A 24,034-nucleotide genomic window follows, 5' to 3' on the forward strand; every position below is an offset into this window, starting at 1 on the left:
CTCACCCTCCGATCGCGGACATCGGCCGGGCCGGCTGGAGGAAGGTCGGATCGTCGATGCCGTGGCCCGCCCGCTTGCCCCACATCGCGGCGCGCCAGCGCCGGGCCAACTCGTCGTCGTCGGCACCGCCGCGCAGCGCCGCCCGCAGGTCGGACTCCTCGGTGGCGAAGAGGCAGTTGCGCACCTGGCCGTCGGCGGTGAGCCGGGTGCGGTCGCAGTCGCCGCAGAACGGCCGGGTCACGCTGGCGATCACCCCGACCCGGGCCGGCCCGTCGTCCACCAGCCAGGTCTCGGCCGGTGCGGCGCCCCGCTCGGCGGGATCGGGGCGCAACGCGAACTCGCTCCGCAGGGCGGCGAGGATCTCGTCGGCGGTGACCATGGTCGAGCGGTCCCAGCCGTGCTGGGCGTCGAGCGGCATCTGCTCGATGAAGCGCAGCTCGTAGCCGTGCGCCAGGGCGAACCGGAGGAGGGCCGGCGCCTCGTCGTCGTTGACACCGCGCATCAGCACCGCGTTGATCTTCACCGGGGTCAGCCCGGCCTCCGCCGCGCCGGCCAACCCGGCGAGCACGTCGGCGTGCCGGTCCCGCCGGGTCAACGTGGCGAACCGGGCCGGGTCGAGCGTGTCCAACGAGACGTTGACCCGGTCGAGACCGGCGGCCCGCAGCGCCGGCGCGAGACGGGCCAGCCCGATCCCGTTGGTGGTCACCGAGATGCGCGGCCGGGGCGTCAGCGCGGCGACCGCCGACACGATCCCGGGCAGGCCGGGCCGGATGAGCGGCTCACCTCCGGTGAAGCGCACCTCGGTGACGCCGAGGCGGCCCACCGCGACGCCGACCAGCCGGACGATCTCGTCGTCGGTCAGCAGTTGCGGGCCGGCCAGCCACGGCAGGCCCTCGGCCGGCATGCAGTAGGTGCACCGCAGGTTGCACTTGTCGGTCAGCGAGACCCGCAGGTCCCGGGCGACGCGACCGTACCGGTCGGCGAGGACCCCGTCGGCCGGCGTCCGGGGGGCGGTCATCCGTCGACCGTAGCGCGTCGGACGCCCCGCAGCGCGCCACGGGCGGCGGAGACCACCGCGTCCGCGTACGCCGTGCCGAAGAGCGCGGTGTGCACCAGCAACAGGTGCAGTTGGTGCAGCGGCACCCGCTCCCGCCAGCCGTCGGCCGGCGGCCGGGCCTCCCGGTAGGCGGCCAGGATCCGCTCCAGGTGCGGCGGGCCACCGAAGAGGGCCAACTGGGCCAGGTCGGTCTCGCGGTGGCCGCCGTGCGCGGCGGGGTCGACCAGCCAGACCCGGCCGTCGGCGCCCCAGAGCAGGTTGCCGGGCCAGAGGTCACCGTGCACCCGGGCCGGCGGCTCGTCGCCGCCGAACTCGCCGATCCGGTCGACGACCTGCTCGACCAGGGCGGCCCCCCCGCCGTCGAGCGCCCCTCGGTCGACCGACATCCGCAGGTAGGGCAGCAGTCGACGGCGGGCGAACCAGTCCGGCCACGGGCCGGGATCGGGCGTGTTGTCCTGCGGCAACGCGCCGATGAACCCGGTCCACTCCGCGCCGAACGCGGTCGCGCCGGACGCGTGCAGCCGGGCCAGGCCGCGCCCGAACGCCTCCGCGGCCTCCGGGGTCGGCTCGCCCGGCTCCACCCAGTCGAGCGCGAGCAGGTCGGGCAGCGTGACCAGCACCTCCGGCACCGGCACGGCGTCGGCCTCGCGCAGCCACCGCAGGCCGGCCGCCTCGGTGGCGAAGAAGCCCTCCGGAATCGGCCGCGCCGACCGCTCCGGCCAGGTCTTGGCGAAGACGGAGTGCCCGTCGTCCAGGGTGAGCCGGGACGCGGTGCAGATGTCGCCACCGGAGACCGGCGTCTCCCGGATCCGCTGGTGGGTCAGGAAGGTCGGCAGGTGCTCCGGGTGTGCCCGCAGGTATGCCAGGTCCATGAGCGCAAGGTAGCCGGTACCTGGGACAGCCGGGGACCGTGACGGAACCGCGGCGGCCGTCGATCGCCGGCCACCTGCGCCGATACGCTCCGTATCTGGGGACGGACCGCGTGTCGTCCACAGGGTCGGACGCGGGCCCCGACGACCACGGACGCTCCCGGCATGAACTCCACCGAGCGCCCACGCCTGTCCGTCCGCTCGCCCGGCGACCTCGTCGCGGCCGTGCCCTACCTGCTCGGCTTCCACCCGGCCGACAGCATCGTGGTGGTCGCGGTACGCGGCCGGCGAGTGGTCTTCGCCGCGCGGGGCGACCTGCCCGGGGCCGGCGTCGACCCCGCTCCGGCGGCCCGGCACCTGGCCGAGGTGGTGGCCCGCCAGGAGGTCGACGCCGCCACGGTCGTCGGTTACGGGCCGGCCGCCCGGGTGACCGGCACCGTGGACGCGGTCGGCGACGCGCTGGACGCGGCGGGGCTGACCGTCCTGGACGCCCTGCGGGTCACCGACGGCCGGTGGTGGTCCTACCTCTGCGCGGAGCCGGCCTGCTGCCCTGCCGACGGCACCCCGTACGACCCGGTCGCGAGCCAGGTCGGCGCGGCGGCGGTGTTCGCCGGTCAGGTCGCCCTGCCCGACCGGGCCGCGCTGGCCGCCCAGGTGTCCGCGCTCGACGGCCCGGTCCGGCTCGCCATGCGCCGGGCCACCGCACGGGCTCGCCGCCGGCTGGCCGTGCTCGCCGGCGCATCCGTCGACGGCGCCCCGCCCGAGGACGTCACGGTCGGTGTCCCCGCCGATGTCCCGCCCACCGGGGAGACCTCGGCGGAGGGGCCACCGGCCGAGGGTGACCCCGTGGTGGTCGTCGGATCCGGCGGTGCGGCGCGGGCCGTGCGCGCGGCCGGCGTGGCGGCGGTGCGGGCGGCGTTCCGGCGGCAACGGCGCGGTGAGCGGCTGGACGACGACGAGGTGGCCTGGCTGACCGTGCTGCTCACCCACATCCCGGTTCGCGATCACGCCTGGGCCCGCACCGACGGCCGGGACACCGACATCAGCCTCTGGACCGACGTCCTGCGCCGGGCCGAGCCGGACCTGATCGGGGCGCCGGGCAGCCTGCTCGCGTTCGCCGCCTGGCGGGCCGGGCACGGCGCGCTGGCGGCGGTCGCCCTGGAACGGGTGCTCACGGCCCACCCCGACCACTCGCTCGCGGTGATCCTCGACGACGCGCTCCGCCGTGGGCTGGCCCCGTCCGAGCTGGACGGCTGGCCCGTCGTCACCGGTTCGTCGGTGCTGCGCCGCCGTCGTCGCCGTCCGCGCCGGTGAGCCGGCGCCGTTCACCCGGCTACGCGCTGCGCCCCGGCGTAGACGTTCATGGTCGGCCCGCGCAGGAAACCGATGAGCGTCATCCCGGCCTCCTCGGCCAGTTCGACGGCGAGCGTGCTGGGCGCGGAGACCGCCGCGAGCAGCGGCACCCCGGCCATCCACGCCTTCTGGGTCAGCTCGAAACTGGCCCGACCGGAGACCAGCAGCACGTGCCCGGCCAGCGGCAACAGGTCCTCCCGCACGGCCCAGCCGATCACCTTGTCCACGGCGTTGTGCCGGCCCACGTCCTCCCGCAGCACCACCAGCTCGCCGTCGGCGGTGAAGAGACCGGCCGCGTGCAGGCCGCCGGTCCGGTCGAACGCGCGCTGGGCGGCGCGTAGCCGGTCCGGCAGCGCGGCCAGCAGCTCGGCGGTGACCGCGAGCGGGTCCTCCCGCACCGCGAACCGGGAACGGGTACGGACCGACTCGATGCTCGCCTTGCCGCACACGCCGCAGGAGCTGGTCGTGTAGAAGTTGCGCGCCGGGTCGGTGGTCGGCTCCGGCACGCCCGGAGACAGCACCACGTCGACCACGTTGTAGGTGTTCGGGGTCTCCGCCCCGGCGCAGAGCTGCGCCGTGTGCACGTCCTCCGCCGACCGGATCAGCCCTTCGGTGAGCAGGAAGCCGATCGCCAGGTCGAGGTCGTCGCCGGGCGTACGCATGGTGACCGCGAGCGGCCGGCGTCGCCCCGGGCCGCCCGGCCCGACCCGGATCTCCAGCGGCTCCTCCACGGACAGGGTGTCCTGCCGGCGGATCCGGGCCCGGCCGTCGGCCGCCGCCCCGAGGTCGATCCGCAGCACGCTCCGCCGGTCCGTCGCCCGTCCCATGCCGCCATCCTCCCCCGCGCGCCGCCCCACCCGCACGTTCGCGGCGTCCGTGCCCCCGACGGCCCTGTGGTCCGGTCCCGCTCCCGCGCCGGCCCGCCCCCGCACCCCGCCCCCGTCCCGCCGGCGCGGGACCGGTTCGGGGCGGTGCCCGTGGGTAGGGTGAGGCGGTGACGGGGTACGCGGCGGTGCTGCTCTCCGGCGGCGCGGCGCGACGGATGCGCGGCGTGGACAAGCCCGCCCGCCCGGTCGGTGGGCGACCGATGCTGCACCGGGTGCTGGAGGCGGTCGCCGGCGCGGACGAGCGGATCGTGGTCGGCCCGGCCGGTCCGGTGCCCGCAGGGGTGCGGGTGACCCGCGAGGAGCCTCCCGGCGGTGGACCCGTGGCCGCCACCGCGGCCGGGCTGGCGCTGCTGGGGCCCGGTACGACCACCGTCGCCCTGCTCGCCGCGGACCTGCCGTTGCTCACCGCCGCGGCGGTGGACGGGCTGCGGCGCGAGCTCGACGGGTCGCGGGCCGGGCTGGCCTGTTACGTCGACGGTGACGGGCGTCGGCAGCAGCTCTGCGGCGTGTGGCGGGTCACGGCGTTGCGGGCGGCCCTCGACCGTCTGGCGGCGGAGCGGGGCGGCACCGTCGACGGCGCGTCGGTACGCGGGTTGCTGGCCGGTGTCGCGGTCCGTGAGGTGGCGTGGACCGGCTCGGGACCGCCGCCCTGGTTCGACTGCGACACTGACGAGGACGTACGCCGGGCCGAGGAGTGGACGAGATGACGGTGTTGGACGACTGGGTCACCGCGGCCTGCGCCGAGCTGGATCTGGATCCGGCCGGGGTGCCGGTGTCGAGCGTGCTCGACGTCGCCCGGGACGTGGCGCACCAGGTGCTCCGGCCGGGGGCGCCGGTCACCGCGTACCTGCTGGGGGTGGCCGTGGGACGCGGCGCGGACCCGGCCGCGGCGGCCGCGCGGCTCAGCGCGCTGGCCGGTTCCTGGCCGGTGGAACTGGACGGGACCGTACCGGCGGAGTAGCCGCGCTCGGGCGCGGTTCGACGCCCACCGCCCATGGGTAGGGTGGCGGGAACGGACGGAGGCGATCATGACGGCAGACCACCCCTCGGCGCCGGTCGACCAGCCTTCCGGCGGTACGCCGGAGCAGCACGAGTCGATCCTGCTCGACGAGCCGACCACGGCCGATCTGCGGGCCAAGGTGACCGAGGCCTGGCGGGAGTTCGCCCGGGCGCTGGCCGACCGGCTGCGCGGGCTGCCCGCCGGCGGGCACCTGGAGGTCACGCTCGACCCGACCGCCTCCGGCACCGGTGACGCCGTCTACTCGGTCAGCGCGGACGTCGGCGAGGAGGGTCGCCTGTCCGCCCGGGCGGTCGGCAACGCCACCCTGCCGCAGGGCTACCGGCTGGACCGGGCCGCGGTGGCCGACATGGTCGCGCTGGGTTGGTCGCCGCCGGGGGTGGTGCCCGGTTCGGGCGAGCAGTTCGGCCTGGACTGCGGCGTCGACGAGGCGACCCGGTTGTCCGCCGTGCTCTCCCGCACGCTGCGCGACGTCTACGGCGCCCCGCACCCCGCCTTCCTGGTCTACCTGGTGCACGACGCCGAGGGTGAGCCGTTGCCGGTGGAGCCGCTGGGCACGGCCCGCAGCGAGTTCGGCCCGGACCGGGACGTGGAGGCGGACCTGGACGAGGCGCTGGCGGCCGCGGCGGCGGCCCAGGCCGGCGAGAACGACGTGCTGGCGCTGGAGGAGCGGGTCCGGACGGTCGTGTCGACGATGCTGAAGTCGAACTCCGACCAGGTCCAGGTCGACTCCGACGGGGACATCAACATCCGGGCCGGCTCGGCGATGGTCTTCGTGCGGGTGCGCGACAACCCGCCGCTGGTCGACGTCTTCTCGCCGGTGCTGACCGAGGTGGAGCCGACCGAGCGGCTCTACGTGAAGCTCTCCGAGCTGACCAACCGGATGCCGATCGGCCGGCTCTACTGCGCCGACGACACGGTCTGGGCGTCGATCCCGGTCTTCGGCCGCAACTTCCAGGCCACCCACCTGATGCTGGCGGTGCAGGTGATGACCGGTCTGGCCGACGAGCTGGACGACCGGCTGCACGGCGAGTTCGGCGGCAAGCGTTTCTTCGGCGAGGGCGACAAGCCGGCGCGGGCCGAGGAGCACCGCACCGGCATGTATCTCTGACCGCGCGTCAGCGCACGTCGAGCAGCGTCTTGCCCAGTGTCTCCCGGGCCTCGATCGCGGCGTGCGCGGCGGCGGCCCGGGCCAGCGGGAAGCGCTGCCCGATCAGCGGCCGCAGCCGTCCGGCCGCGCCCTCGGCGAGCGCCGCCTCGGTGAGGGCGCGCAGCTCGTCCGGGCCGGGCCGGGGGTTCAGCAGCGTCACCCCGCGTGCGGCGGCGGACTCGGCCGGGATGTCCGCCCAGGCGCCGCCGGCCAGTCCGAAGCTGAGCATCCGCCCGCCGCGGTCCAGCAGGTCGAACGCCTGCCGGGCGAGCGGCCCGCCCACACCGTCGAACACCACGTCGACGGCGCCCACGGCGTCCCGGACCCGGTCGGTCCAGCCGGCCTGCCGGTAGTCGACGACCACGTCGAGGCCGGCGGCGCGGAGCACGTCGACCTTGCGGGCGCCGCCGGCGGCGGCCACCACGGTGGCGCCGGCGGCCGCGGTCAGTTGCGTGAGCAGCGATCCGACGCCCCCGGCCGCCGCCTCGACCAGGACCCGGTCGCCCCGCCGCAGCCCGGCCGCCCGGGCCAGCATCAGGGCGGTCCGGCCGTCGGCCATCAGCGCCACCGCCGCGTCGAGCGCCAACCCCGGGGGTACGGGGACCGGCGCGCTCCGGTCGACCACGACGCGCTCGGCGTACCCGCCGGTGCCGCCGGTGGCGGTGACCACGACGCGGCCGGCGAGCGCCGGGTCGACGCCCGCTCCCAGCGCGGTGATCGTGCCGCCGACCCCGTTACCGGGGATCACCGGCAGTTCGGCGCCGAACGGCCCGAAGCCGCTGGCCCGGAACATCGTCTCGACGAACGTGATGTTGGCGTGTGCCACGTCGACGAGCACCTGGCCCGGTCCGGGTGCCGGGTCGGGTGCTGTCCCGGGCACGAGCACCTCGGGTCCGCCGAACTCCCGCAGCCACACCGCACGCATACCGCCCCCTTGCGTCAAGCCGGTCACCAGTGCACGACATGAAGCCGGGTTGAGGTCAAGGCGTGGAGGGTCCGACGCCGGGGGACTCGACCAGTCGGGACAGCACGATGGTGCTGCGGGACGAGGTGACGAACGACTCGGCCCGCAGTCGCTCCAGCGCCTCCTCCAGGTGGGAGATGTCGGCGGCGCGCAGGTGCACCAGTGCGTCCGCCTCGCCGGAGACGGTGTAGGCGCCGACCACCTCGGGGTGCCGGCGGGCGGCGGCGCCGATCTGCGCCGGGGTGGTCCGGCCGGCGCAGAACAGCTCGACGAACGCCTCGGTGGTCCACCCGACGGCGGCCGGGTCGACGACGGCGGTGAATCCGCGGATGACCCCGGCCGCGCGGAGCCGGTCGACGCGTCGCTTGACGGCGGGGGCGGAGAGTGACACCCGGGTGCCGATGTCCGCGTACGAGGCGCGGGCGTCTGCCACGAGCAACGCAATGATTCGCTGGTCGACCGCGTCTATCTGCAACGTTCCGCCTCTGGGAAGCAATGGTTGTGGCTGTTACCAAAGTTCTACCGTACCTACTCTTGGTGACCGTGAACCAGCAGCGAGTCTCGCGAAAGCGGACATATCTCATGTGCTCGCCCGAGCACTTCGCGGTCGAGTACGCGATCAACCCGTGGATGGACGTGACCACGGCGGTCGACGCCGACCTGGCGGTCAAGCAGTGGGACCGGCTGCGCGAGACGCTGGTCGGGCTCGGCCACGAGGTGCACCTGCTGACGCCGGAGGCCGGCCTGCCGGACATGGTCTTCGCGGCCAACGGGGCGTTCGTGGTCGACGGCACGGTCTACGGCGCCCAGTTCAAGCACGAGCAGCGGGCCGCCGAGGCCGCCGCGCACCGGGCGTTCTACGAGGAGCGGGGCTGGCGGTTCATCGCGCCGAGCGAGACCAACGAGGGCGAGGGCGACTTCGCGTACCTGCCGGAGGCGCACGGCGGGCTGGTCCTGGCCGGCCACGGCTTCCGGACCGAGCCGGCCGCGCACGCCGAGGCGCAGGAGGCGCTCGGCCGGCCGGTGGTCTCGCTGCGCCTGGTCGACCCGCGCTTCTACCACCTGGACGTGGCGCTCGCCTCGATCGACGACGAGAACATCGTCTACTACCCGGGGGCCTTCTCCGCGGCCAGCCAGCGGGTGCTGACCCAGCTGTTCCCCGACGCGGTCGTGGCGGACGACGAGGACGCCCTGGCCTTCGGCCTGAACCTGGTCAGCGACGGGCTCAACGTGGTGCTGAACAACGAGGCGACCCGGCTGGCCGGCAAGCTGAAGGCGGCCGGCTACCACCCGGTGCCGGTGGAGCTGGCCGAGCTGAAGAAGGGCGGCGGCAGCGTGAAGTGCTGCATCGCCGAGCTGCGGCACTGACCCCCGCACGCACGAAGGGCGGCCTCCCCGGGGGAGGCCGCCCTTTCTCGCGTGTCAGCCGAGCGTGGCCAGCTCGTTGATCACCACGTTGGAGAGCATCCGGCCGTCGAGCTGGACCTTGCGCAGGTACCACTTCTGCTGCGGCGTACGCGGCTGGTTGAACTGCCAGGACCCGCGCGGGCTGTCGACCTGGCCGATCTTGCCGAGCGCCAGGTTGACCTGCTGCGGGGACGGGTCCCTGCCGACCAGCCGGATCGCCTTGTCGAGGACCAGCGCGGCGTCGTACGAGGCCATCGCGTAGGTGGTCGGGGAGGCGTTGAACGTCTTGCGGTACGCGGAGGCGAACACCCGGTTCGCGGTGTTGTTCAGGTCGGCGGAGTAGTTCAGCGCGGTCTCGATGCCGAACCTCTCGATCAGCTGCCGGTCGCGGCCCTTCTCGCCGTCGTCGAGCTGGTCCAGGACGGTGCCCTCGGTCAGGAACCCGGGCGCGTAGACCGGCCCCCGGTAGCCCTCGTCGTAGAGCTGCTTGACGAACTGCACCGCCTGCGGGCCGGAGTAGTGGCAGAAGACCGCGTCCGGCTTGCGTTCCAGCGCCTTGCGGATCGGGCCGGAGTAGGCCCGCTTGCTCGGGGTGGCGTAGTCCTCCGTGTAGATCGGGTCCTCGGTGAGGCGACGGCCCTGCTCGTAGCCGCGCCGGAAGCCGGCGACGACGTCCTGGCTGCCGGGGCCCTGGGTGCCGAAGATGGCGATCCGGCTGGACGCGTCCAGGTTCTGCCGCAGGTACTGCCCGAGCGCCACGCCCGGCTCGTCGAGCACGTAGGAGGTGCGCCAGATGTAGACGACGCCCTGCAACGTGGCGGGGGAGGCGTTGGAGCCGATGAGCGGCACCCGGGCCTGCTCGACGGTGTCCCTGATGCCGGTCATGACGACCGGGTCGACCACGCCGGTGAGGGCGAGCACGCCCTCCTTGAGCAGCCGGTCGACGGCGGCCTTGCCGGTCGCGGCGCTGTTGCCCTCCTCAGCCGGCACCAGCGTGACCGGGTGGCCGCCGAGCTGCTGGGAGTGCAGGCTGAGGAAGAGCTGGAAGCCGTTGGTGATCTCTTCGCCGATGACCTTGTTCGGGCCACCGCCGGGCACGATCAGACCGATCTTGATCGGGCTGCCGGCCGGGGCCTGCTCCGTGGAGTCGTCACCGGAACCGCAGCCCGCCGCGAGCCCGGTGGTGCCCAGCGCGGCCAGCAGTTGCAGCGCCCGCCTGCGGTTCATCTGTGCCACCGAAATTCCTTCCCGACGGGGTGGCCATGATGCACACCCCTCCGGCGTTCTACCTGGTCGGCAACGCTGCGTCAATGCCCGGATGATCATTGTGAAGGGACCGCAACGCCCCGACCACCTGCGGCCACGCCGCGGAGTCCGGCGCGATCAACCCGAAATGTTCGCATTCCGGCAGCTCAACCAGCGCCGCTTCGCCTCCGGCGGCCCGGTCCGCGGCCACCCAGGCGCGGCTGATCGCGGCCGGGACCTGACGGTCGAGAAGACCATGCATGACTACGGTGCGTGTCCGGATCGGCACCAACGCCGATGGATCCGCCTCCGCGTACCGATCCGGCACGTCGGCCGGACCGCCGCCCAGCAGCGCGGCCACCGCGCCGGCGTCCAGGTCCAGCCGGTACGCCTCGGCGAGGTCCGCGACCGGCGCCAGCGCGAGCACGCCGCCGACCGTCTCCGGGGCGCGTCCGGCCACGTACAGCGCCAGGTGCCCACCGGCCGAGTGACCGACCAGGAGCGGCGGGACGGGCGCCACCCGGCCGGGCAGCGCGGCGGCGGCCAGCGCCGGCAGGGCGGCGACCCCGGTGCGTACGTCGGTGAGCGTGTGCGGCCATCCGCCGTCCGGCTGACCGGTCCGGCGGTATTCGATCTGGGCGACCGGATGGCCGAGCGCGGCCAGCGCCGCCGCCATCGGGCCGGTGTGGGCGCGGTCGTACCCGGCCCGCCAGAAGCCGCCGTGCACCACGACCACCAGCGGGCGGGCGGGCCCGTCGCCGGCCGGTCGGCGCAGGTCGGCGCACTGGTCCGGGTGGTCGCCGTAGGCGACGGTCGCGTCCGGCGGGGGAGCCGGCCGGGTCAGCACGTCGCGCGGGTCGCTGGACATGCGGCGACGGTAGCCTGCCCCCGGTCCGGGCGCGTGCGCGTGGTCGGGGTGGGTAAAGATGGGTGCCATGACCGAAGCGCACTCCGCCGGACACGACGACGAACAGGGCAACGATGGCATCCCCGGCACCGTGGTGGTGGTCGGGCCGGACGGCCGCCCGGTCGGCACGGTGCAGACCGACGAGGGCAAGGGCGAGGACCCGACCCGTCTGGTCGAGCAGCCGGCCAAGGTGATGCGGATCGGCAGCATGATCAAGCAGCTGCTGGAGGAGGTGAAGGCCGCCCCGCTGGACGACGCCAGCCGGCACCGCATGCGGGAGATCCACGAGCGCTCGATCGTCGAGCTGAAGGAGGGCCTGGCCCCTGAGCTGCGCGAGGAGCTGGAGCGGATCTCACTGCCGTTCACCGAGCAGCAGGCGCCCAGCGAGAGCGAGCTGCGCATCGCCCACGCCCAGCTGGTGGGCTGGCTGGAGGGGCTGTTCCACGGCATCCAGGCCGCGCTGGTGGCCCAGCAGATGGCCGCCCGGGTCCAGCTGGAGCAGATGCGGTCCGGCCGGCAGGCGCTGCCCAGCGGCCCCGGCGGGATGATCCCCGGCATGCCGGGGATGCCCGGCAACAACGAGGGCCACGCGCCCGGCCAGTACCTGTGACCCGTCGGCCGGGGCGCGTCACGCGCCCCGGCCGGTCAGTGCACCCCGAAAACCTCTTCCAGGTACGCGGCGACGCCGTCCTCGGTGTTCGGCCCGGTGACCTCGTGTGCGATCTCCCGCACGGCCGGGTGGGCGTTGGCCACGGCCACGGCCCGCCCGGCCCAGGTCAGCATCGGCACGTCGTTGGGCATGTCGCCGAAGGCCAGCACGTCCCGCTCGTCGATGCCCAGCCGCTTCGCGTACCAGGCCAGGCCGGCCGCCTTCGTCACGCCGGCGGCGGAGATCTCGATCAGCCCGCTGTAGGACGAGTGGGTCGCCTCGGCCAGCCCCTCCAGCGCGCCGGCCACCACCCGGACGAACAGGTCCGGGTCCTGCTCGCCGGCGCGGACCAGCAGCTTCACCGCCGGCGCGGCGAGCAGTTCCTCGGGCGACTCGACCGCCCGGATCGCCTCCGCGTCGGCGTCCCAGCGCAGCGGGTAGTGCGCCTCGTGCCGCATCTGCCGGCTGTCCACGATCTCCACCGCGAAGCTCACCCCGGGCACCTCGGCCCGGAGCCGCCGGGCCACCTCGGCCAGCAGCTCCGGGGCGAGCGGATCGGCACGCAGCACCTCGTCCGCCACCGGGTCGTAGACCACCGCGCCGTTGGCGCAGATCGCCGGCAGCGGCGCGGCGAGCTGGTCGTACACGAGTTGGAGCCAGCGGATCGGACGGCCGGTGACCAGCACGACCGGCGTGCCCGCGGCGACGATCCGGGCCAGCACCGCCGATGTGCGCGGGCTGAGCGTCCGGTCGTCGCGCAGCAGCGTGCCGTCGATGTCGGTCGCGACGAGCCGAGGTGGATCTCCCATCACCGGGAGAGTAGTCGGTCCAGGTAGACCGCGACGCCGTCGTCGTCGTTGCGCAGGGTGATCTCGTCGGCCGCGGCGCGCACGTCGGGGTGCGCGTTCGCCACCGCCACCCGGGCCCAGCCGGCCCAGCCGAACATCGGCAGGTCGTTGGGCTGGTCGCCGAAGACCAGCACGTCGGCGGGGTCCACCCCGAGCTGGTCGGCGATGACGCTCAGCCCGGTGGCCTTGTCCACGCCCGGTGGGCAGATCTCGACGAACCCCAGCCCGGCCTGGGTGAGCGTGGCCACCTCCGGCGGAACGATCCGGCGGGCCGCCGCCAGCAGGTCGTCGACGTGGTGGTCGGCGGTCCGGGCGAACGCCTTGATCACGTCACAGGAGAGGCACTCGGCGCGGCTGCGCGCCTCGAACCGGTCCGGGTAGGGCCAGCTCGGGTGGTAGTCGCCCCAGAGCGGCGCGTCGTGCTCGTCGGACGCCTCGACCATCACGGTCAGCGGCCCGACGGCGGCCTCCAGGTCGGTCAGGAGCTGGGCCAGCACCTCACCGCGCAGGCGCTCGTCCCGCAGCACCAGCGGCCCGGCCGGGTCGCTCTGGTCGACCACCCGGCCACCGCCGGCCATCACCAGGAAGTCGGCGGCGCGGATGTCGTTGCGGGTGAGCTCGGTCAGACGCGGTCCGCGTCCGGTCGCGCCGACCACCGGGATCCCGGCGGCGCGCACCCGGTCCAGCACCCCGTGGGTGTACGCGGAGACGGTGTCGTCGCTGCGGACGAGCGTGCCGTCGAGGTCGGTGGCGATCAGCTTGGGCAGGCCCGGGCGGGTCATGGTTCCTCCTTCGCCCGCCGCCGTCACGTCGGCCGCCAGGTCCTCGGTGCCGCGACCCTCGAACGGCGGGCAGCAACCGTATCTCGCGAAACGGGCGGCAACCACGGCTTTCCGGCGAATCGGCCGCGAATCCCCGGCGGCCGCCAGGTGGCCGCCCGGCGGGGGCCGGACCCGTCAGCGGGAGCGTTCGGGGCCGGCGAACGGCACCGTCGGTTCCACGGTCAGGTCGGCCGGCGCCGGGGGCGCCTCGTCCTCGGCGGACCGCCGCCGCCGGCGGCCGGTCGGTGTTCCCGGCGGCTCGTCGCCCGGCTCCGCTCCGACCTCCACCGGATCGGTCCCCCGGTCGCCGGTCCGGCCGCTCAGGTGCAGCGCGGCCGCCAGCAGCGCGACGGCGAGGAACGCGGTGACCAGACCCCGCCCGTGCTCCACCTGGAGGCTCTGCTCGGTCGGGAAGAAGAGGATGCGTCGGGCGAGCTGCTGGAGCGACGCGGCGGTCGCGACCAGCACGCCGAACAGCGGCGCCGCGAGACCGAGGCCGGCGATCCGGGCGTGCCGCCGGACCGTCGGGGCGCCACGCAGCGCCAACACCAGCGCGACCGACAACCCGAGCAGACCCACCAGGTAGGCCGTCCCGAAGGCGCCCGTCTCGGCGATGCCGTCGGCCAGTTGGGCCCGCGCGCCCTCCTCCCGCGAGTCGGCGGGAATGGCGATCACCACCCACTCGCCGATCAGCGAGGCGAGCGCGGCGACCGCGCCGAGCCCGACGAGCACCGGCGGCAGGCGGTGGTCGCGGCCCAGGCCGGCAAACGCCCTGCCGACCCGGCCGGGCGGGGTCGTGTCGGCGTCACCCCACTCCACGACGGTGGTGCCGTCGTGCCGGTCGTCCTGCCTGGGGATGGGGAGATCCTGCGACATCGGCCACCCTTCCCGTACGCGGGCCTGCGTCGAATCATGGCACAGCCGACACCCGGGCACCCGGACCGCGAGCCGCCGGACCGGTGCGGGGCGGCCCGCTTTCGGTTAGCGTCGGTGCCATGCCTATCCGTACCGCTTCCGCTCGTTGGCAGGGCAACCTGACCGAGGGGTCGGGCACCGTCCGCACCGGCAAGGGCGGCCTGTCCGGCAACTACTCCTTCAAGTCCCGCTTCGAGGAGGGCGAGGGCACCAACCCCGAGGAGCTGATCGGCGCCGCGCACGCGAGCTGCTTCTCGATGGCCCTCTCCAAGCAGCTCGCCGACGCCGGCGCCACCGACACGTCGGTGGAGACGACCGCCAAGGTGCACTTCGACAAGACCGACGCGGGCATGACCGTGACCCGCATCGACCTGGAGACCGTCGGCCAGGTCCCCGGCCTCGACGAGGCGGAGTTCACCAAGCTGGCCGAGGCGGCCAAGGAGAACTGCCCGATCTCCCGGCTCCTCTCCCCGGGCGCGCAGATCACGCTGAACGCCCGTCTGGCCTGACACCACGTACGGGACGACGGGGGCGTCCTCCGGGGCGCCCCCGTCGCACCGCGTGCCGAACGCGAGGGAGTGACCGGGCCGCGTGGCCGTGGAGATGAGCCGGGACCGGTTCGAGGAACTGGTCGGCGAGGCGCTCGACGAGGTGCCCGAGGAACTGCTCGGGCTGATGAGCAACGTGGTCATCCTGGTCGAGGACGATCCACCCCCGGGCGAGGACCTGCTCGGTCTCTACGAGGGGCACGCGCTCACCGAGCGCGGCTGGGACTACTCCGGCGTGCTGCCCGACCGCATCCTGATCTACCGCAACCCGATCCTGGCGATCTGCGACACCGACGAGGACGTGGTCGACGAGGTCGCGGTGACGGTGGTGCACGAGATCGCCCACCACTTCGGCATCGACGACGAGCGCCTGCACGCCCTCGGCTGGGGCTGACCGGTCCCCGGCGCGTCCCCGCTCGGCTGATCCCGTCGGTTGCGCCGGTCCCCTAACCTCCGGATCAGGCACATCCCGATGCAGGAGGAAACCCCATGCGCAGCGCGCTGTTCTCCGCGGAGAACCTCGAGAAGGAGTCCCAGCAGCCGGGCATGCGGCTGCAGAACTCCAAGATGCTGAAGATCGAGCTGAACGGCGAGGCGATGGCCCGCGTCGGGTCGATGGTCGCGTACCAGGGCCAGGTGCAGTTCCAGGCGCTCGGCTCGGGCGGCATCGGCAAGTTCATCAAGCAGCGGCTGACCGGTGAGGGCGTCCCGCTGATGAAGCTCACCGGGCGCGGCGACGTGTTCCTGGCCGAGCTGGCCAAGGACGTGCACATCATCGACCTGGAGCCCGGCGACGCCCTGTCCATCAACGGCTCCAGCGTGCTCGCCTTCGACTCGACCCTCCAGTACGACATCAAGATGGTCGGCGGCGCCGGGATGGCGTCGTCGTCGGGCCTGTTCAACTGCGTCTTCACCGGGCACGGCCGGATCGCGATCACCACCAAGGGCACCCCGGTGGTGCTCAACGTGGACGCCCCGACGTACGTCGACCCGCAGGCGGCGGTCTGCTGGTCGGCCAACCTCCAGACCGGCTACCACCGGGCCGAGCAGCTCGGACTCGGCACGCTGCTGGGACGCAGCACCGGCGAGGCGTTCACGATGAGCTTCGCCGGGCAGGGCTTCGTGGTGGTGCAGCCGTCGGAGGAGCCGCCGGTGGCCGGCAGCGGCGCCCAGCAGCAGCAGGGTGGCCTGCTCGGCGGCCTGCTCCAGTGACCGGCCGCGCCGGGTGCGCCCTGGGGGAGCACCCGGCGCGGTCTCAGTTCAGCTCGCCGGCGCGCAGTCGGGCCAGCCAGGCCGCCGCGTCGGCGTAGTCGGCGTCGGAGAGGCCGGCCGGCGCGGGCGTCGGCCGGTCGGCCGCCGCCGTGCCCCAGCGGTGCCGGGGGTACGACCCGAGGAAGCGCACGTCGGCGCAGACCCGGCGGAGCCCGCGGAGCGCCTCGCCGAGGCGTACGTCGGCGACGTGCCCGGTGCAGTCGAGGAAGAACACGTAGCGGCCGAGCGCCTCACCGGTCGGGCGGGACTCGATCCGGGTCAGGTTGACCCCGCGCACGGCCAGCTCCATGAGCACCCCGAGCAGCGCGCCCACCCGGTCGTGCGCGATGTAGACCGCCAGCGAGGTGAGGTCGTCGCCGGTGGGCGGCGGGGGCGGCCCGGGGCGGGAGACCAGCGCGAACCGGGTCACTGCGTCCGGATGGTCGGCGATCTTGTCGGCGAGGACGGTGAGCCGGTGCCGGGCGGCGCCGATGGGGGCGCAGATCGCGGCGTCGTACTCGCCGCTCGCCGCGCCGGCCGCGGCGGCGCCGTTGGAGAGCACGTCGACCACGGTGGCGTCGGGCAGGTGGTCGCGGAGCCAGCCCCGGCACTGGGTGGACGCCTGCGGGTGGGCCGCCACGCTGCGCACGTCGGCCGGCGTGACGCCGGGTCGGCCGGCGAGGACGAACTCCACCGGCAGGACCACCTCGCGGGTGATCACCAGCGGGTCCCCCTCGGCCAGCTCGTCGAGCGTGACGCCGACCGCGCCGCCGATCGAGTTCTCCAGCGGCACGAGGGCGGCGTCCGCCTCCCCGGCCCGTACGGCGTCCAGCGCCTCGCCGACGCTGCGGGCCGGCGTGCGGTCCCCCCGCTCGGCGGCGGGCACGGTGCGCAACGCCTGCTCGGCGAAGGTGCCCTCGGGGCCCAGGTAGACGAAGCGGGTCGGCGGTGTTCCCGGCATGGCGACCAGCCTACGCACCCGGGGCGCCGTCGCAGGCCAGGGTGCGGATGCCGGGGGGACCGGCGGCGCGCACCTCGACGCCGCACACGTCGGTCCCGGCGGTGACCAGGGTGGGTGCGCCGGACGAGCCACGCGTGACCACCTGGAGTTCCTCGTGCCCGGTGACCGCCAGGACGGTGTAGTGCCAGCCGTCGGCGCAGAGCGGTCCGGTCCGGACGGTGACCTTCACGTCCCGGGGCAGCACCCCGGCGGAACCGCGTAGCAGCGCCACGATCCGGTCGCCGGACGGCTTGCCCCGGCAGGGTGTGGCAGCCGGATCGGGGATCCGGGTGGTGGGCGGCGGCGCGGCCGGGGTGACCGGTGGGGTCGGCGGCGCGCTCGGGGTGGGCGTGGCGGACGTCGAGGCGCGGGGGCCGGCGGTGGCGACGGGCTCACGCAGCTCGGGCGGGGTGCCGCACGCGGTGAGCGCGAGCAGGGCGAGCAGCGTCACCGGGGCGGACCGGCGGCGGGGTGCGGTGCGGGGCACTGTGGAGTCCTCGACATCGAGGGGCGTCGACGCGGCCCGAGGGCCGAGCCCATCGTAGGAGGATCATCCGCCGGGGTGAAGACCGGTGGTCAGACCACCGAGAAGAACGTGAGTGACCCGGCCACCGAGGCGCCGGTCAGCACCGGTGTGGAGATCGCGTCGACCGTGGTACCGGCGTCGGAGCCGGGCCTGCGGACCCGGAGCAGCCCGCGGGCGAGGCGGCCGGAGTGCAGCGCGAGCAGCGGCGGGATCTTGTCGGTCTCCTGCTCGGTGAGCTCGCTCGGGCTGGCGGTGAAGTCGACCAGGCGCAGACCGCCCTCCAGCAGCGGCAGGCCGATCACGTCCTCCGGGGCGCCCAGGCAGAGCAGGTCGCAGCCGGACGAGGAGATCGCCACCACGCAGGTGTCGGCGTCGATCAGCAGGCACGGCTCGGCGGCCCGGGAGACGGTGCCGGACCACTGCCCGACGTTGTCGGACTCCTGCTCGGCCGGTGCCTTCCCGAACACTTCCGAGAGTGAGAGCTCGACGTGGGCCACCGCGCCTCCTATGTACACCGACGGTCTGTCCACGCTAGCCGGTCGGCACGGCGGCCTCCCGGCCGCGCTGCGCTTCCGGTCGCCGGTGCCACCCGTGGGTCGGACGGCTCGGGGACCGGGGGACAGGCGTCGGTGCGACGGGAACCCCGGGGCCGGGCGGCCGGCGACGACGCGGACCGACGGAACCGGTCGGGGCGGAGCCGTGGACCGCGTGGCGTCGTCGGAGACGTTACCGGCGGGCGGCCCGCTTGTCAGCGGCCGTTCGGCCCTCGTCATACCACCGGTAGTCGGCGGATGGACGGTACGTGCCGTTGAGCCACGTCGACGGCGCCTGGGCGACCCGGGACAGCTTCTCGGCGGTGGCCGGGCTGATCCGGTTGCCGGCGGCCACGAGCAGCCGGTCCAGCTCCCGGTGGGTGGCCATGAGGCAGTCCTTCGGCAGGCCGTAGACGCTGATCACCCCGGAGCCGACGAACGTCAGCACCGGGGTGACCGGGATCGGCAGGCCGACCGCGTCGGAGAGCGCCTTGCTGGCCCGCTTGGCGTCGCGGCGCGCCTCCGCCACATAGGGCGGACGCTTGCCGTTGATCTGCACCACGTCGCCGGCGACGAGGACGCGGGCCCGGCCGTGGTCGGCGATGGTGACCGCGAAGAGCCCGCTCGGCCCGATCGCGAGGAACCCGGCCCGGTCGTCGTGGGCGTGGTCGAAGAGGGCGTCGGCGGGATCCGTCCGAGGCCACTCGATCACGTGCCACGCGGGGCCGAGGTGGTCGAGCTGCCCCAGGGCACGGGCCCCGGCCGCTTCCAACCGGCGGGCGCCCCGTTCGGCCCGACGGCGGCGCGCCCACTCCAGGGGAGTGGGTCGGGCCGGCTCGAGCACCGACGTGGCCTCGACCCGGGGATGCGGCACCGAGCGGGGCGGCAGTGCCCGGCTCGGTACGGCTCGACGAGCGGGAAAGACAGTCATCGCGACCTCCGGCAAAAGGTCTCTCGAAGTTATGTCTCCACTACCCTACGTTGCACCCCGGGGGGCTCGGCAAGTTGGAGCGCCGGAGTGAGTGCGGATGAATGCCATATTCATTCACACTTCTTTTCCGGATGGTGCGGAAGCCTGCCCTACGCTGCGAGGGTGACCCACTACGTGGACAGCGAAGTGGCCCGACTCGGCACGGTGCTGCTGCACCGCCCGGGACCGGAACTCGCCCGCCTCACCCCGCGCAACAACGACAGTCTTCTGTTCGACGCTATCCCATGGGTGGGACGGGCGCAGGAGGAGCACGACGCCTTCGCGGCCGCCCTGCGCTCGCGCGGGGTGGAGGTGCTCTACCTGGCCGACCTGCTCGCCGAAACCCTCGCCGTGCCGGACGCCCGGGCCGAGCTGACCGAGCAGGTGCTGCGGTCCCGCCGACTCGGCGACACCCTCCGCCGCCGGGTCGCCGACCACCTGGCCTACCTCGATCCGGCCGCCCTGGCCGACGTCTTCGTCGCCGGGCTCGCCCACGAGGAGCTGCGCGTCGGCGCCGACCGGCCCGGCGGTCTGGTCTGGACGCTGATGGACCGGCACGACTTCGTCATCGACCCGCTGCCGAACCTGTTGTTCACCCGCGACTCGTCGGTGTGGATCGGCGACCGGGTCGGGGTCACCAGCCTGGCCATGCCGGCGCGCCGGCGGGAGACCACGCTGACCGACGCGATCTACCGGCACCACCCGCGCTTCGTCGGCACCGAGTTCGTCTACCACCCGCGCCTGGAGCACCTGGAGGGCGGCGACGTGCTGCTGCTCGCCCCGGGCGTGCTCGCCGTCGGCGTCGGCGAGCGCACCACCCCGGCCGGCGCGGAGCGGCTGGCCCGGCAGGTGTTCGCCGCCGGGCTGGCGCACACCATCCTGGTGGTGCCGATCGCCCAGGAACGCGCCACCATGCACCTGGACACGGTCTGCACCATGGTCGACGTCGACACGGTGCTGATGTATCCGAACATCGCCAGCGAGCTGTCCGCGTACACGGTGATCGCCGGCGCGGACGGCGGCGAGCCGCGGGTGGACGGGCCGGCGCCGTTCCTGCGGGCCGCCGCCGACGCGATGGACCTGGACCAGCTCCGGGTGATCGACACCGGCCTGGACCCGGTCACCGCCGAGCGCGAGCAGTGGGACGACGGCAACAACACGCTCGCGCTCGCGCCGCGGCTCTGCGTCGGCTACGAACGCAACGTGGAGACGAACGCGCAGCTGGAGCGCGCCGGCATCGAGGTGATCGCGATCGCCGGCTCGGAGCTGGGCTCCGGCCGGGGCGGCCCCCGCTGCATGTCCTGCCCGCTGGTACGCGAGCCGCTGCGCGGGTGAGACCGGCCCGGCCGGGGCCGCTCAGCGCAGCGTCAACTGCCGACCGAGCAGGCCCTGCCGGGCGCGGCGGCCGGCCGCGTCCAGCGCCTCCCGCTCCGCCACCGCCTCGGCGTAGCGCTTGGCGAACTCGGCGACCGGCGCCTCCCACTCGGCGGCCGGGGTGTCCTCCGGCAGGTCCCAGACCGGCACCAGCCGGCCGTGCGCCCGGAACATGCCGGCGAACCGGGTGTCGTCGCCCAGCCGCAGCGAGCCGGCCGCGGCCAGCCGGGACAGCGCGTCCAGCGCCTCGTCCTCGTCCTCCGGCAGCACCCAGCGCACGTGTGCCTTCTCGGTGACCTGGCACCAGTACGCGGCCCGGGCCGCCGCCAGCTTGACCGTCGGGTAGATCGCCGCGTTGGCCCGCTCCAGCGACGCCTGCACGTTCGGGTCGTCGGCGGCACCCGGGTCCAGCCAGAACTCGAACCCGTCGTGCATGCTGATCTCCAGCGGGCCGTCCACCAGGACGTCCTGGAGGCGGGGGCCCGGCCCGGGCAGCGGCGGCACGCTCACCTGGCCGCCCGGCTCGGTGCGCAGCGCGCTGAGCAGCGCGTCGGCCAGGTCCCGGGAGACGTCGCCGGACTGCTGGTGCCGCTGCAGGCCGATGAAGACCCGCCCGTCCGGCTTGGTCATCGCCGGGGCGGCCATCGGCAGGACGGTGGCCAGGGTGACCGGGCGGTCGCCGTACTCCTCGACCAGCTCGGGGGTCAGCCGCAGCGGCGCGGACGCGGCCGGCACCAGCTCGCGGAGGGCGATCCACTCCGGCTCGTCGGTCAGACCCTCGAACGGTCGGGGCACGAAGACGTCGCGCACCTTCTCCCGCTTCGGGGTGGCATCTGCGGCCCGTTGGCTCTTTCGACGCTTGCTCACGGCCCCACAGCCTAGATGCCGATCCGGACCTGCCGGGGGCGGACCCGCGGGCCCGGCCGGCTCAGCCGGCGGCGACCAGGTCCGGTCGGTGCGATCCGGCCGGGTCGAACTCCGCCCAGACGCTCTGACCGAGGCCGTCCCGGTCGACGCCCCACCGGCTGGAGAGCCCGGAGACGATGTGCAGACCCCGCCCGTCGACCGCGTCCGGGGACGCGACCCGCATCCGCGGGCCGGCGCCGGAGTCGCCGTCGGTCACCCGGAGTTGGACGCTCGGCCCCCGCTCGGTCGTCCGCAGCCGCCAGGCCACCCGCACCACCCCGCCGGGCAGCGGGTCGGCGTGCCGGACCGCGTTGCCGACCAGCTCGGCGAGGACCGCCACCAGGTCGGCCAGCAGGGCCGGGGGGACGAGGCCGGTCAGCTCGTCGGCGAGCCGGTGCCGGGCCAGGCGCGCACCGGTCGCGTGGTGGGGCACCACCACGCACCACGATCGTTCGGCCGAACCCGTCGACACGTCGTTCCTTCCACCCCCGTGGGCGCCCGGGTCAACCCCGGGGCAGCCGCACCTCCGCGACCGTACCTCCACCGGCCCTTGGTCGGAGGGATACCCATCCATTCTGCTGTTCAACGATCTGGCGGACGAGATAGAGCCCCAACCCGGCCCCCGGATAGCGCCGACGGTCGCCGGACTCCCCCTGCCAGAACCGGTCGAAGGCGCGTTCCACGTGCTCCGGCCGGATGCCGATGCCCCGGTCGGCGACCCGGAACGACACGGTCCGCTCGTTCGCCTCGGCCCGGATCTCGATCGGGGTGTCCGGCAGCGAGTACTTGCCCGCGTTGGTGCCCAGCTCGGTCAGCACGGTGCTCAGGCTGTGCCGGTCGCCGAGGGCCTTCGGCAGGTCGGCCGGCAGGTCGAGCACGACCCGGTGCCGGATGTCCGCCGGCAGGTCGGCGACCGCCGCCCGCAGCGCGTCGACCAGGTCGAACGGGGCGGTCGGCTCACCGCCGGAGCGGTGCTCGGTGGCGGCGGTCAGCAGTCGGTCGACCAGCCGGGCCAGCTCGTTGGCGCGCTGCCCGATGATCCGGGCGGCCTGCCGCCGGTCGTCGTCGCTGAGCGACTCCCAGTGGTCGGTGAGCGTGTCCGCGTACCCCTTGATCACGGTGACCGGGGTACGCAGTTCGTGGCTGGTCACCGCGACGAACAGGTCGCGGTCGTGGTCGCGCCGCTGCTGGTCGGTGATGTCCCGGAAGGTGACCACCCGCAGCGCGGTCGGGCCGGGCAGCTCGCCCGAGGTGATCCGCAGCCAGCGCCCGTCCGCCATCCGGTGGTCCAGCACCTGCCCGGGCGGGGGCAGCGGGAACGGCAGCGGCCGGCTCAGTGCCTCGTCCGCCGGCCGGCCGGTCACCTGGGCCGCGGCCGGGTTCCAGAGCCGGACGCGGTGGTCGCGGTCGACCACCGCCAGGCCGTCCGCGAGCGCCGCCACGACCGGGCCGTCGCCGTGCACCGGCAGGCCGGTCTGGTCGCCGTACATGTGCGCGATGCAGGCGGCGACGTAGCCGACGACGGCGCGCTGCGAGGCGTCCAGCGGCTCGCCCGCCGGGTAGAGGGCGTGCAGGCTGCCGACGGTCAGCCCGCCGATCTCCGCGCGCGCCACGATCATCCGGCTCAGACCCCGGCCGGCCACCTCGTCGGCGAGCGCGCCGGGGATCGCGTCCACCCGGACCTCCCGCACCGGTGGGCCGGCCAGGAGGCAGACGGTGGCCGGGTCGGTGGCCGGCAGCGGGCGGCCGATCACGAACTCGGCGCTGCCGGTCGCGGCGATCACCCGACCGCCGGCCGGGGTGAACTCCACGAAGACCAGGCCTGCCGCGCCGACCGCGGGTTCGACCTCACGGAGCAGGCTGGTGAGCACGGCGAGGCCGGACTCGCCCGAGTTGATCATCTTGATCACGGACGTGTGACCGGCGATGAGGGCGGGGTAGTCGGTTCGCTCCGGCATGTCCCGAGTGTGCCGCGCCGTCCGCGCCGTGGACACCCCCACCCGGGCGACCGTCCGCCGGACGGATCGACGAGGTTCACCGGCCCAACCGGGCCAGGGTACGGGCGGGCCGGTCGGTGATCACCCCGTCCACCCCGGCGGCGAGCACGAGTTCCAGGTCCTCCGGCTCGTTCACGGTCCAGACGTAGACCGAGTTCCCGGCCGCCCGCAGCGCCGGGACCAGCTGCGGGCGGGCCCGCACCAGCTCCACCCCCGGCCCGGCGATCCGGCTGCCGAAGGGCAGCCGGCCCAGCCGCAGCCAGCGCGGCAGCACCTCCAGCAGCAGCACCGTGGGCAGCGCCGGGGCGAGTTCCCGGATCCGCCGCACGGCCAGCGGGGAGAACGACATCACGGTCACCTGGACCGGGTCGTCCGGGCCGGGCTCGGTGAGGCCGTGCCGGCGCAGCAGGGCGACCAGGCGACGCTCGACGTCGCCCCGGTGACGCGACGGGTGCTTGGTCTCGATCAGCATCCGGACCGGTCGCCCGGCGGACAGCACCGCGTCGAGCAGCCGTTCCAGCGTGAGCAGCCGGGTGTGCGACTCGTCGAGCGGCGCGGCGCCCTCGGCCACCGCGGCGGCGGGGTGCCAGGAGCCGAAGTCCAGCGCCTCCAGCTCGGCGAGCGTCCGCGCGCTGACCAGCCCACGGCCGTTGCTGGTCCGGTCCAGCCGGCGGTCGTGCACGCACACCAGGTGACCGTCGCGGGTCAGCCGGACGTCGCACTCCAGCCCGTCCGCACCCTCGTCGAGCGCCCGCAGGTAGGCGGCGAGGGTGTGTTCCGGCAGGTCGTACGAGGAGCCGCGATGGGCGAAGACCAGGGGGGCGGTCATGGCCGGGACG

The 24,034-nt window shown here is 74.6% G+C and carries 28 protein-coding genes; 10 read left to right on the forward strand and 18 right to left on the reverse strand.

The window, feature by feature from the left end; all coding sequences use genetic code 11:
- Position 1: 1 nt before the first annotated feature.
- Together moaA and CO540_RS20185 are read right to left on the reverse strand one after the other, a co-directional pair.
- The gene (gene moaA / locus CO540_RS20180) at positions 2 to 1,018 is read right to left on the reverse strand and encodes a GTP 3',8-cyclase MoaA (protein WP_099163228.1); all 1,017 of its coding nucleotides are present in this window, start codon (positions 1,016 to 1,018) and stop codon (positions 2 to 4) included.
- Positions 1,015 to 1,929 carry a fructosamine kinase family protein gene (locus CO540_RS20185; RefSeq protein WP_099163229.1) on the reverse strand — a complete coding sequence of 305 codons (915 nt, stop codon included), beginning with the start codon at positions 1,927 to 1,929 and terminating at the stop codon, positions 1,015 to 1,017. Before CO540_RS20185 ends, moaA begins: the two co-directional genes overlap by 4 nt.
- A gap of 162 nt (positions 1,930 to 2,091) precedes the next feature.
- Here CO540_RS20185 and CO540_RS20190 point away from each other — a divergent pair, with 162 nt between their 5' ends.
- Complete coding sequence (locus CO540_RS20190) at positions 2,092 to 3,240, forward strand: DUF4192 domain-containing protein (RefSeq protein WP_099163230.1); 1,149 nt, start codon at positions 2,092 to 2,094, stop codon at positions 3,238 to 3,240.
- 11 nt (positions 3,241 to 3,251) lie between these two features.
- Here CO540_RS20190 and fdhD read toward each other — a convergent pair whose 3' ends face one another.
- Positions 3,252 to 4,106, reverse strand: coding sequence for a formate dehydrogenase accessory sulfurtransferase FdhD (fdhD, locus tag CO540_RS20195; protein ID WP_099163231.1), 855 nt, complete (start codon positions 4,104 to 4,106; stop codon positions 3,252 to 3,254).
- 167 nt (positions 4,107 to 4,273) lie between these two features.
- Here fdhD and CO540_RS20200 point away from each other — a divergent pair, with 167 nt between their 5' ends.
- The 3 genes from CO540_RS20200 to CO540_RS20210 all read left to right on the forward strand — a co-directional run bounded on the left by CO540_RS20200 (position 4,274) and on the right by CO540_RS20210 (position 6,295).
- Complete coding sequence (locus tag CO540_RS20200) at positions 4,274 to 4,873, forward strand: molybdenum cofactor guanylyltransferase (RefSeq protein ID WP_099163232.1); 600 nt, start codon at positions 4,274 to 4,276, stop codon at positions 4,871 to 4,873.
- Positions 4,870 to 5,127 (forward strand): DUF6457 domain-containing protein, encoded by a 258-nt coding sequence (locus CO540_RS20205; protein WP_099164863.1) that lies wholly within the window; start codon positions 4,870 to 4,872, stop codon positions 5,125 to 5,127. Before CO540_RS20200 ends, CO540_RS20205 begins: the two co-directional genes overlap by 4 nt.
- 67 nt (positions 5,128 to 5,194) lie before the next feature.
- Positions 5,195 to 6,295, forward strand: coding sequence for a hypothetical protein (locus CO540_RS20210; protein WP_091567876.1), 1,101 nt, complete (start codon positions 5,195 to 5,197; stop codon positions 6,293 to 6,295).
- A 7-nt stretch (positions 6,296 to 6,302) separates the two neighbouring features.
- Here CO540_RS20210 and CO540_RS20215 read toward each other — a convergent pair whose 3' ends face one another.
- Positions 6,303 to 7,259 (reverse strand): zinc-binding dehydrogenase, encoded by a 957-nt coding sequence (locus CO540_RS20215; protein ID WP_099163233.1) that lies wholly within the window; start codon positions 7,257 to 7,259, stop codon positions 6,303 to 6,305.
- Between the two features lie 55 nt (positions 7,260 to 7,314).
- Entirely contained in the window at positions 7,315 to 7,773 is a 459-nt protein-coding gene (locus CO540_RS20220) for an Lrp/AsnC family transcriptional regulator (RefSeq protein WP_099163234.1), read from the reverse strand.
- Positions 7,774 to 7,832: 59 nt separating this feature from the next.
- Here CO540_RS20220 and ddaH point away from each other — a divergent pair, with 59 nt between their 5' ends.
- Positions 7,833 to 8,666, forward strand: a complete 834-nt coding sequence (gene ddaH / locus CO540_RS20225; RefSeq protein WP_172967886.1) for a dimethylargininase — start codon at positions 7,833 to 7,835, stop codon at positions 8,664 to 8,666.
- A 54-nt stretch (positions 8,667 to 8,720) separates the two neighbouring features.
- On the opposite strand, the gene CO540_RS20230 is transcribed toward ddaH, so the two are convergent.
- Both CO540_RS20230 and CO540_RS20235 read right to left on the reverse strand, forming a co-directional pair.
- Positions 8,721 to 9,941, reverse strand: coding sequence for an ABC transporter substrate-binding protein (locus CO540_RS20230; RefSeq protein WP_099163235.1), 1,221 nt, complete (start codon positions 9,939 to 9,941; stop codon positions 8,721 to 8,723).
- A gap of 49 nt (positions 9,942 to 9,990) precedes the next feature.
- Entirely contained in the window at positions 9,991 to 10,818 is an 828-nt protein-coding gene (locus CO540_RS20235) for a S9 family peptidase (RefSeq protein WP_099163236.1), read from the reverse strand.
- A 58-nt stretch (positions 10,819 to 10,876) separates the two neighbouring features.
- Here CO540_RS20235 and CO540_RS20240 point away from each other — a divergent pair, with 58 nt between their 5' ends.
- Positions 10,877 to 11,467: a bacterial proteasome activator family protein gene (locus CO540_RS20240; RefSeq protein ID WP_099163237.1), complete on the forward strand. Its 591-nt coding sequence runs from the start codon at positions 10,877 to 10,879 to the stop codon at positions 11,465 to 11,467.
- 35 nt (positions 11,468 to 11,502) lie between these two features.
- Here the strand turns inward: CO540_RS20240 and CO540_RS20245 are convergent, their stop codons facing one another.
- The 3 genes from CO540_RS20245 to CO540_RS20255 form a co-directional block, all read right to left on the reverse strand.
- Positions 11,503 to 12,315, reverse strand: a complete 813-nt coding sequence (locus CO540_RS20245) for an HAD family hydrolase (RefSeq protein ID WP_099164864.1) — start codon at positions 12,313 to 12,315, stop codon at positions 11,503 to 11,505.
- Positions 12,315 to 13,136 (reverse strand): HAD family hydrolase, encoded by an 822-nt coding sequence (locus CO540_RS20250; protein WP_091567909.1) that lies wholly within the window; start codon positions 13,134 to 13,136, stop codon positions 12,315 to 12,317. Before CO540_RS20250 ends, CO540_RS20245 begins: the two co-directional genes overlap by 1 nt.
- Positions 13,137 to 13,310: 174 nt before the next feature.
- Positions 13,311 to 14,051, reverse strand: a complete 741-nt coding sequence (locus CO540_RS20255) for a hypothetical protein (RefSeq protein ID WP_099163238.1) — start codon at positions 14,049 to 14,051, stop codon at positions 13,311 to 13,313.
- Between the two features lie 119 nt (positions 14,052 to 14,170).
- Between CO540_RS20255 and CO540_RS20260 the strand changes: the two genes are divergently transcribed.
- From CO540_RS20260 to CO540_RS20270, 3 genes are all read left to right on the forward strand, one after another.
- Positions 14,171 to 14,599, forward strand: coding sequence for an OsmC family protein (locus CO540_RS20260; protein ID WP_099163239.1), 429 nt, complete (start codon positions 14,171 to 14,173; stop codon positions 14,597 to 14,599).
- A gap of 88 nt (positions 14,600 to 14,687) precedes the next feature.
- Entirely contained in the window at positions 14,688 to 15,032 is a 345-nt protein-coding gene (locus CO540_RS20265) for a metallopeptidase family protein (RefSeq protein ID WP_172968049.1), read from the forward strand.
- A gap of 95 nt (positions 15,033 to 15,127) precedes the next feature.
- The gene (locus CO540_RS20270; protein ID WP_099163240.1) at positions 15,128 to 15,850 is read left to right on the forward strand and encodes an AIM24 family protein; all 723 of its coding nucleotides are present in this window, start codon (positions 15,128 to 15,130) and stop codon (positions 15,848 to 15,850) included.
- A 43-nt stretch (positions 15,851 to 15,893) separates the two neighbouring features.
- On the opposite strand, the gene pheA is transcribed toward CO540_RS20270, so the two are convergent.
- The 4 genes from pheA to CO540_RS20290 all read right to left on the reverse strand — a co-directional run bounded on the left by pheA (position 15,894) and on the right by CO540_RS20290 (position 18,879).
- The gene (gene pheA, locus CO540_RS20275) at positions 15,894 to 16,850 is read right to left on the reverse strand and encodes a prephenate dehydratase (RefSeq protein ID WP_099163241.1); all 957 of its coding nucleotides are present in this window, start codon (positions 16,848 to 16,850) and stop codon (positions 15,894 to 15,896) included.
- 10 nt (positions 16,851 to 16,860) lie between these two features.
- Positions 16,861 to 17,376: a hypothetical protein gene (locus CO540_RS20280; RefSeq protein ID WP_099163242.1), complete on the reverse strand. Its 516-nt coding sequence runs from the start codon at positions 17,374 to 17,376 to the stop codon at positions 16,861 to 16,863.
- A gap of 89 nt (positions 17,377 to 17,465) precedes the next feature.
- Positions 17,466 to 17,912 (reverse strand): hypothetical protein, encoded by a 447-nt coding sequence (locus CO540_RS20285; RefSeq protein WP_099163243.1) that lies wholly within the window; start codon positions 17,910 to 17,912, stop codon positions 17,466 to 17,468.
- A 229-nt stretch (positions 17,913 to 18,141) separates the two neighbouring features.
- On the reverse strand, positions 18,142 to 18,879 hold the full coding sequence (locus CO540_RS20290) for a hypothetical protein (protein ID WP_099164865.1): 738 nt from the start codon (positions 18,877 to 18,879) through the stop codon (positions 18,142 to 18,144).
- A 162-nt stretch (positions 18,880 to 19,041) separates the two neighbouring features.
- Between CO540_RS20290 and CO540_RS20295 the strand changes: the two genes are divergently transcribed.
- Positions 19,042 to 20,253: an arginine deiminase gene (locus tag CO540_RS20295; protein WP_099163244.1), complete on the forward strand. Its 1,212-nt coding sequence runs from the start codon at positions 19,042 to 19,044 to the stop codon at positions 20,251 to 20,253.
- A gap of 21 nt (positions 20,254 to 20,274) precedes the next feature.
- Here CO540_RS20295 and CO540_RS20300 read toward each other — a convergent pair whose 3' ends face one another.
- The 4 genes from CO540_RS20300 to CO540_RS20315 all read right to left on the reverse strand — a co-directional run bounded on the left by CO540_RS20300 (position 20,275) and on the right by CO540_RS20315 (position 24,024).
- Positions 20,275 to 21,159: a DUF5926 family protein gene (locus tag CO540_RS20300; RefSeq protein WP_099163245.1), complete on the reverse strand. Its 885-nt coding sequence runs from the start codon at positions 21,157 to 21,159 to the stop codon at positions 20,275 to 20,277.
- Positions 21,160 to 21,220: 61 nt separating this feature from the next.
- Complete coding sequence (locus CO540_RS20305) at positions 21,221 to 21,637, reverse strand: ATP-binding protein (protein ID WP_253866095.1); 417 nt, start codon at positions 21,635 to 21,637, stop codon at positions 21,221 to 21,223.
- A gap of 64 nt (positions 21,638 to 21,701) precedes the next feature.
- A complete protein-coding gene (locus CO540_RS20310) occupies positions 21,702 to 23,156 on the reverse strand; it encodes an ATP-binding protein (protein WP_091567954.1) in 1,455 nt (484 codons plus the stop codon).
- 76 nt (positions 23,157 to 23,232) lie between these two features.
- Entirely contained in the window at positions 23,233 to 24,024 is a 792-nt protein-coding gene (locus CO540_RS20315) for a glycerophosphodiester phosphodiesterase family protein (protein ID WP_099163247.1), read from the reverse strand.
- Positions 24,025 to 24,034 lie beyond the last annotated feature (10 nt).

This window comes from Micromonospora sp. WMMA2032, from assembly GCF_002688545.1.
Lineage (GTDB): Bacteria > Actinomycetota > Actinomycetes > Mycobacteriales > Micromonosporaceae > Micromonospora > Micromonospora sediminicola.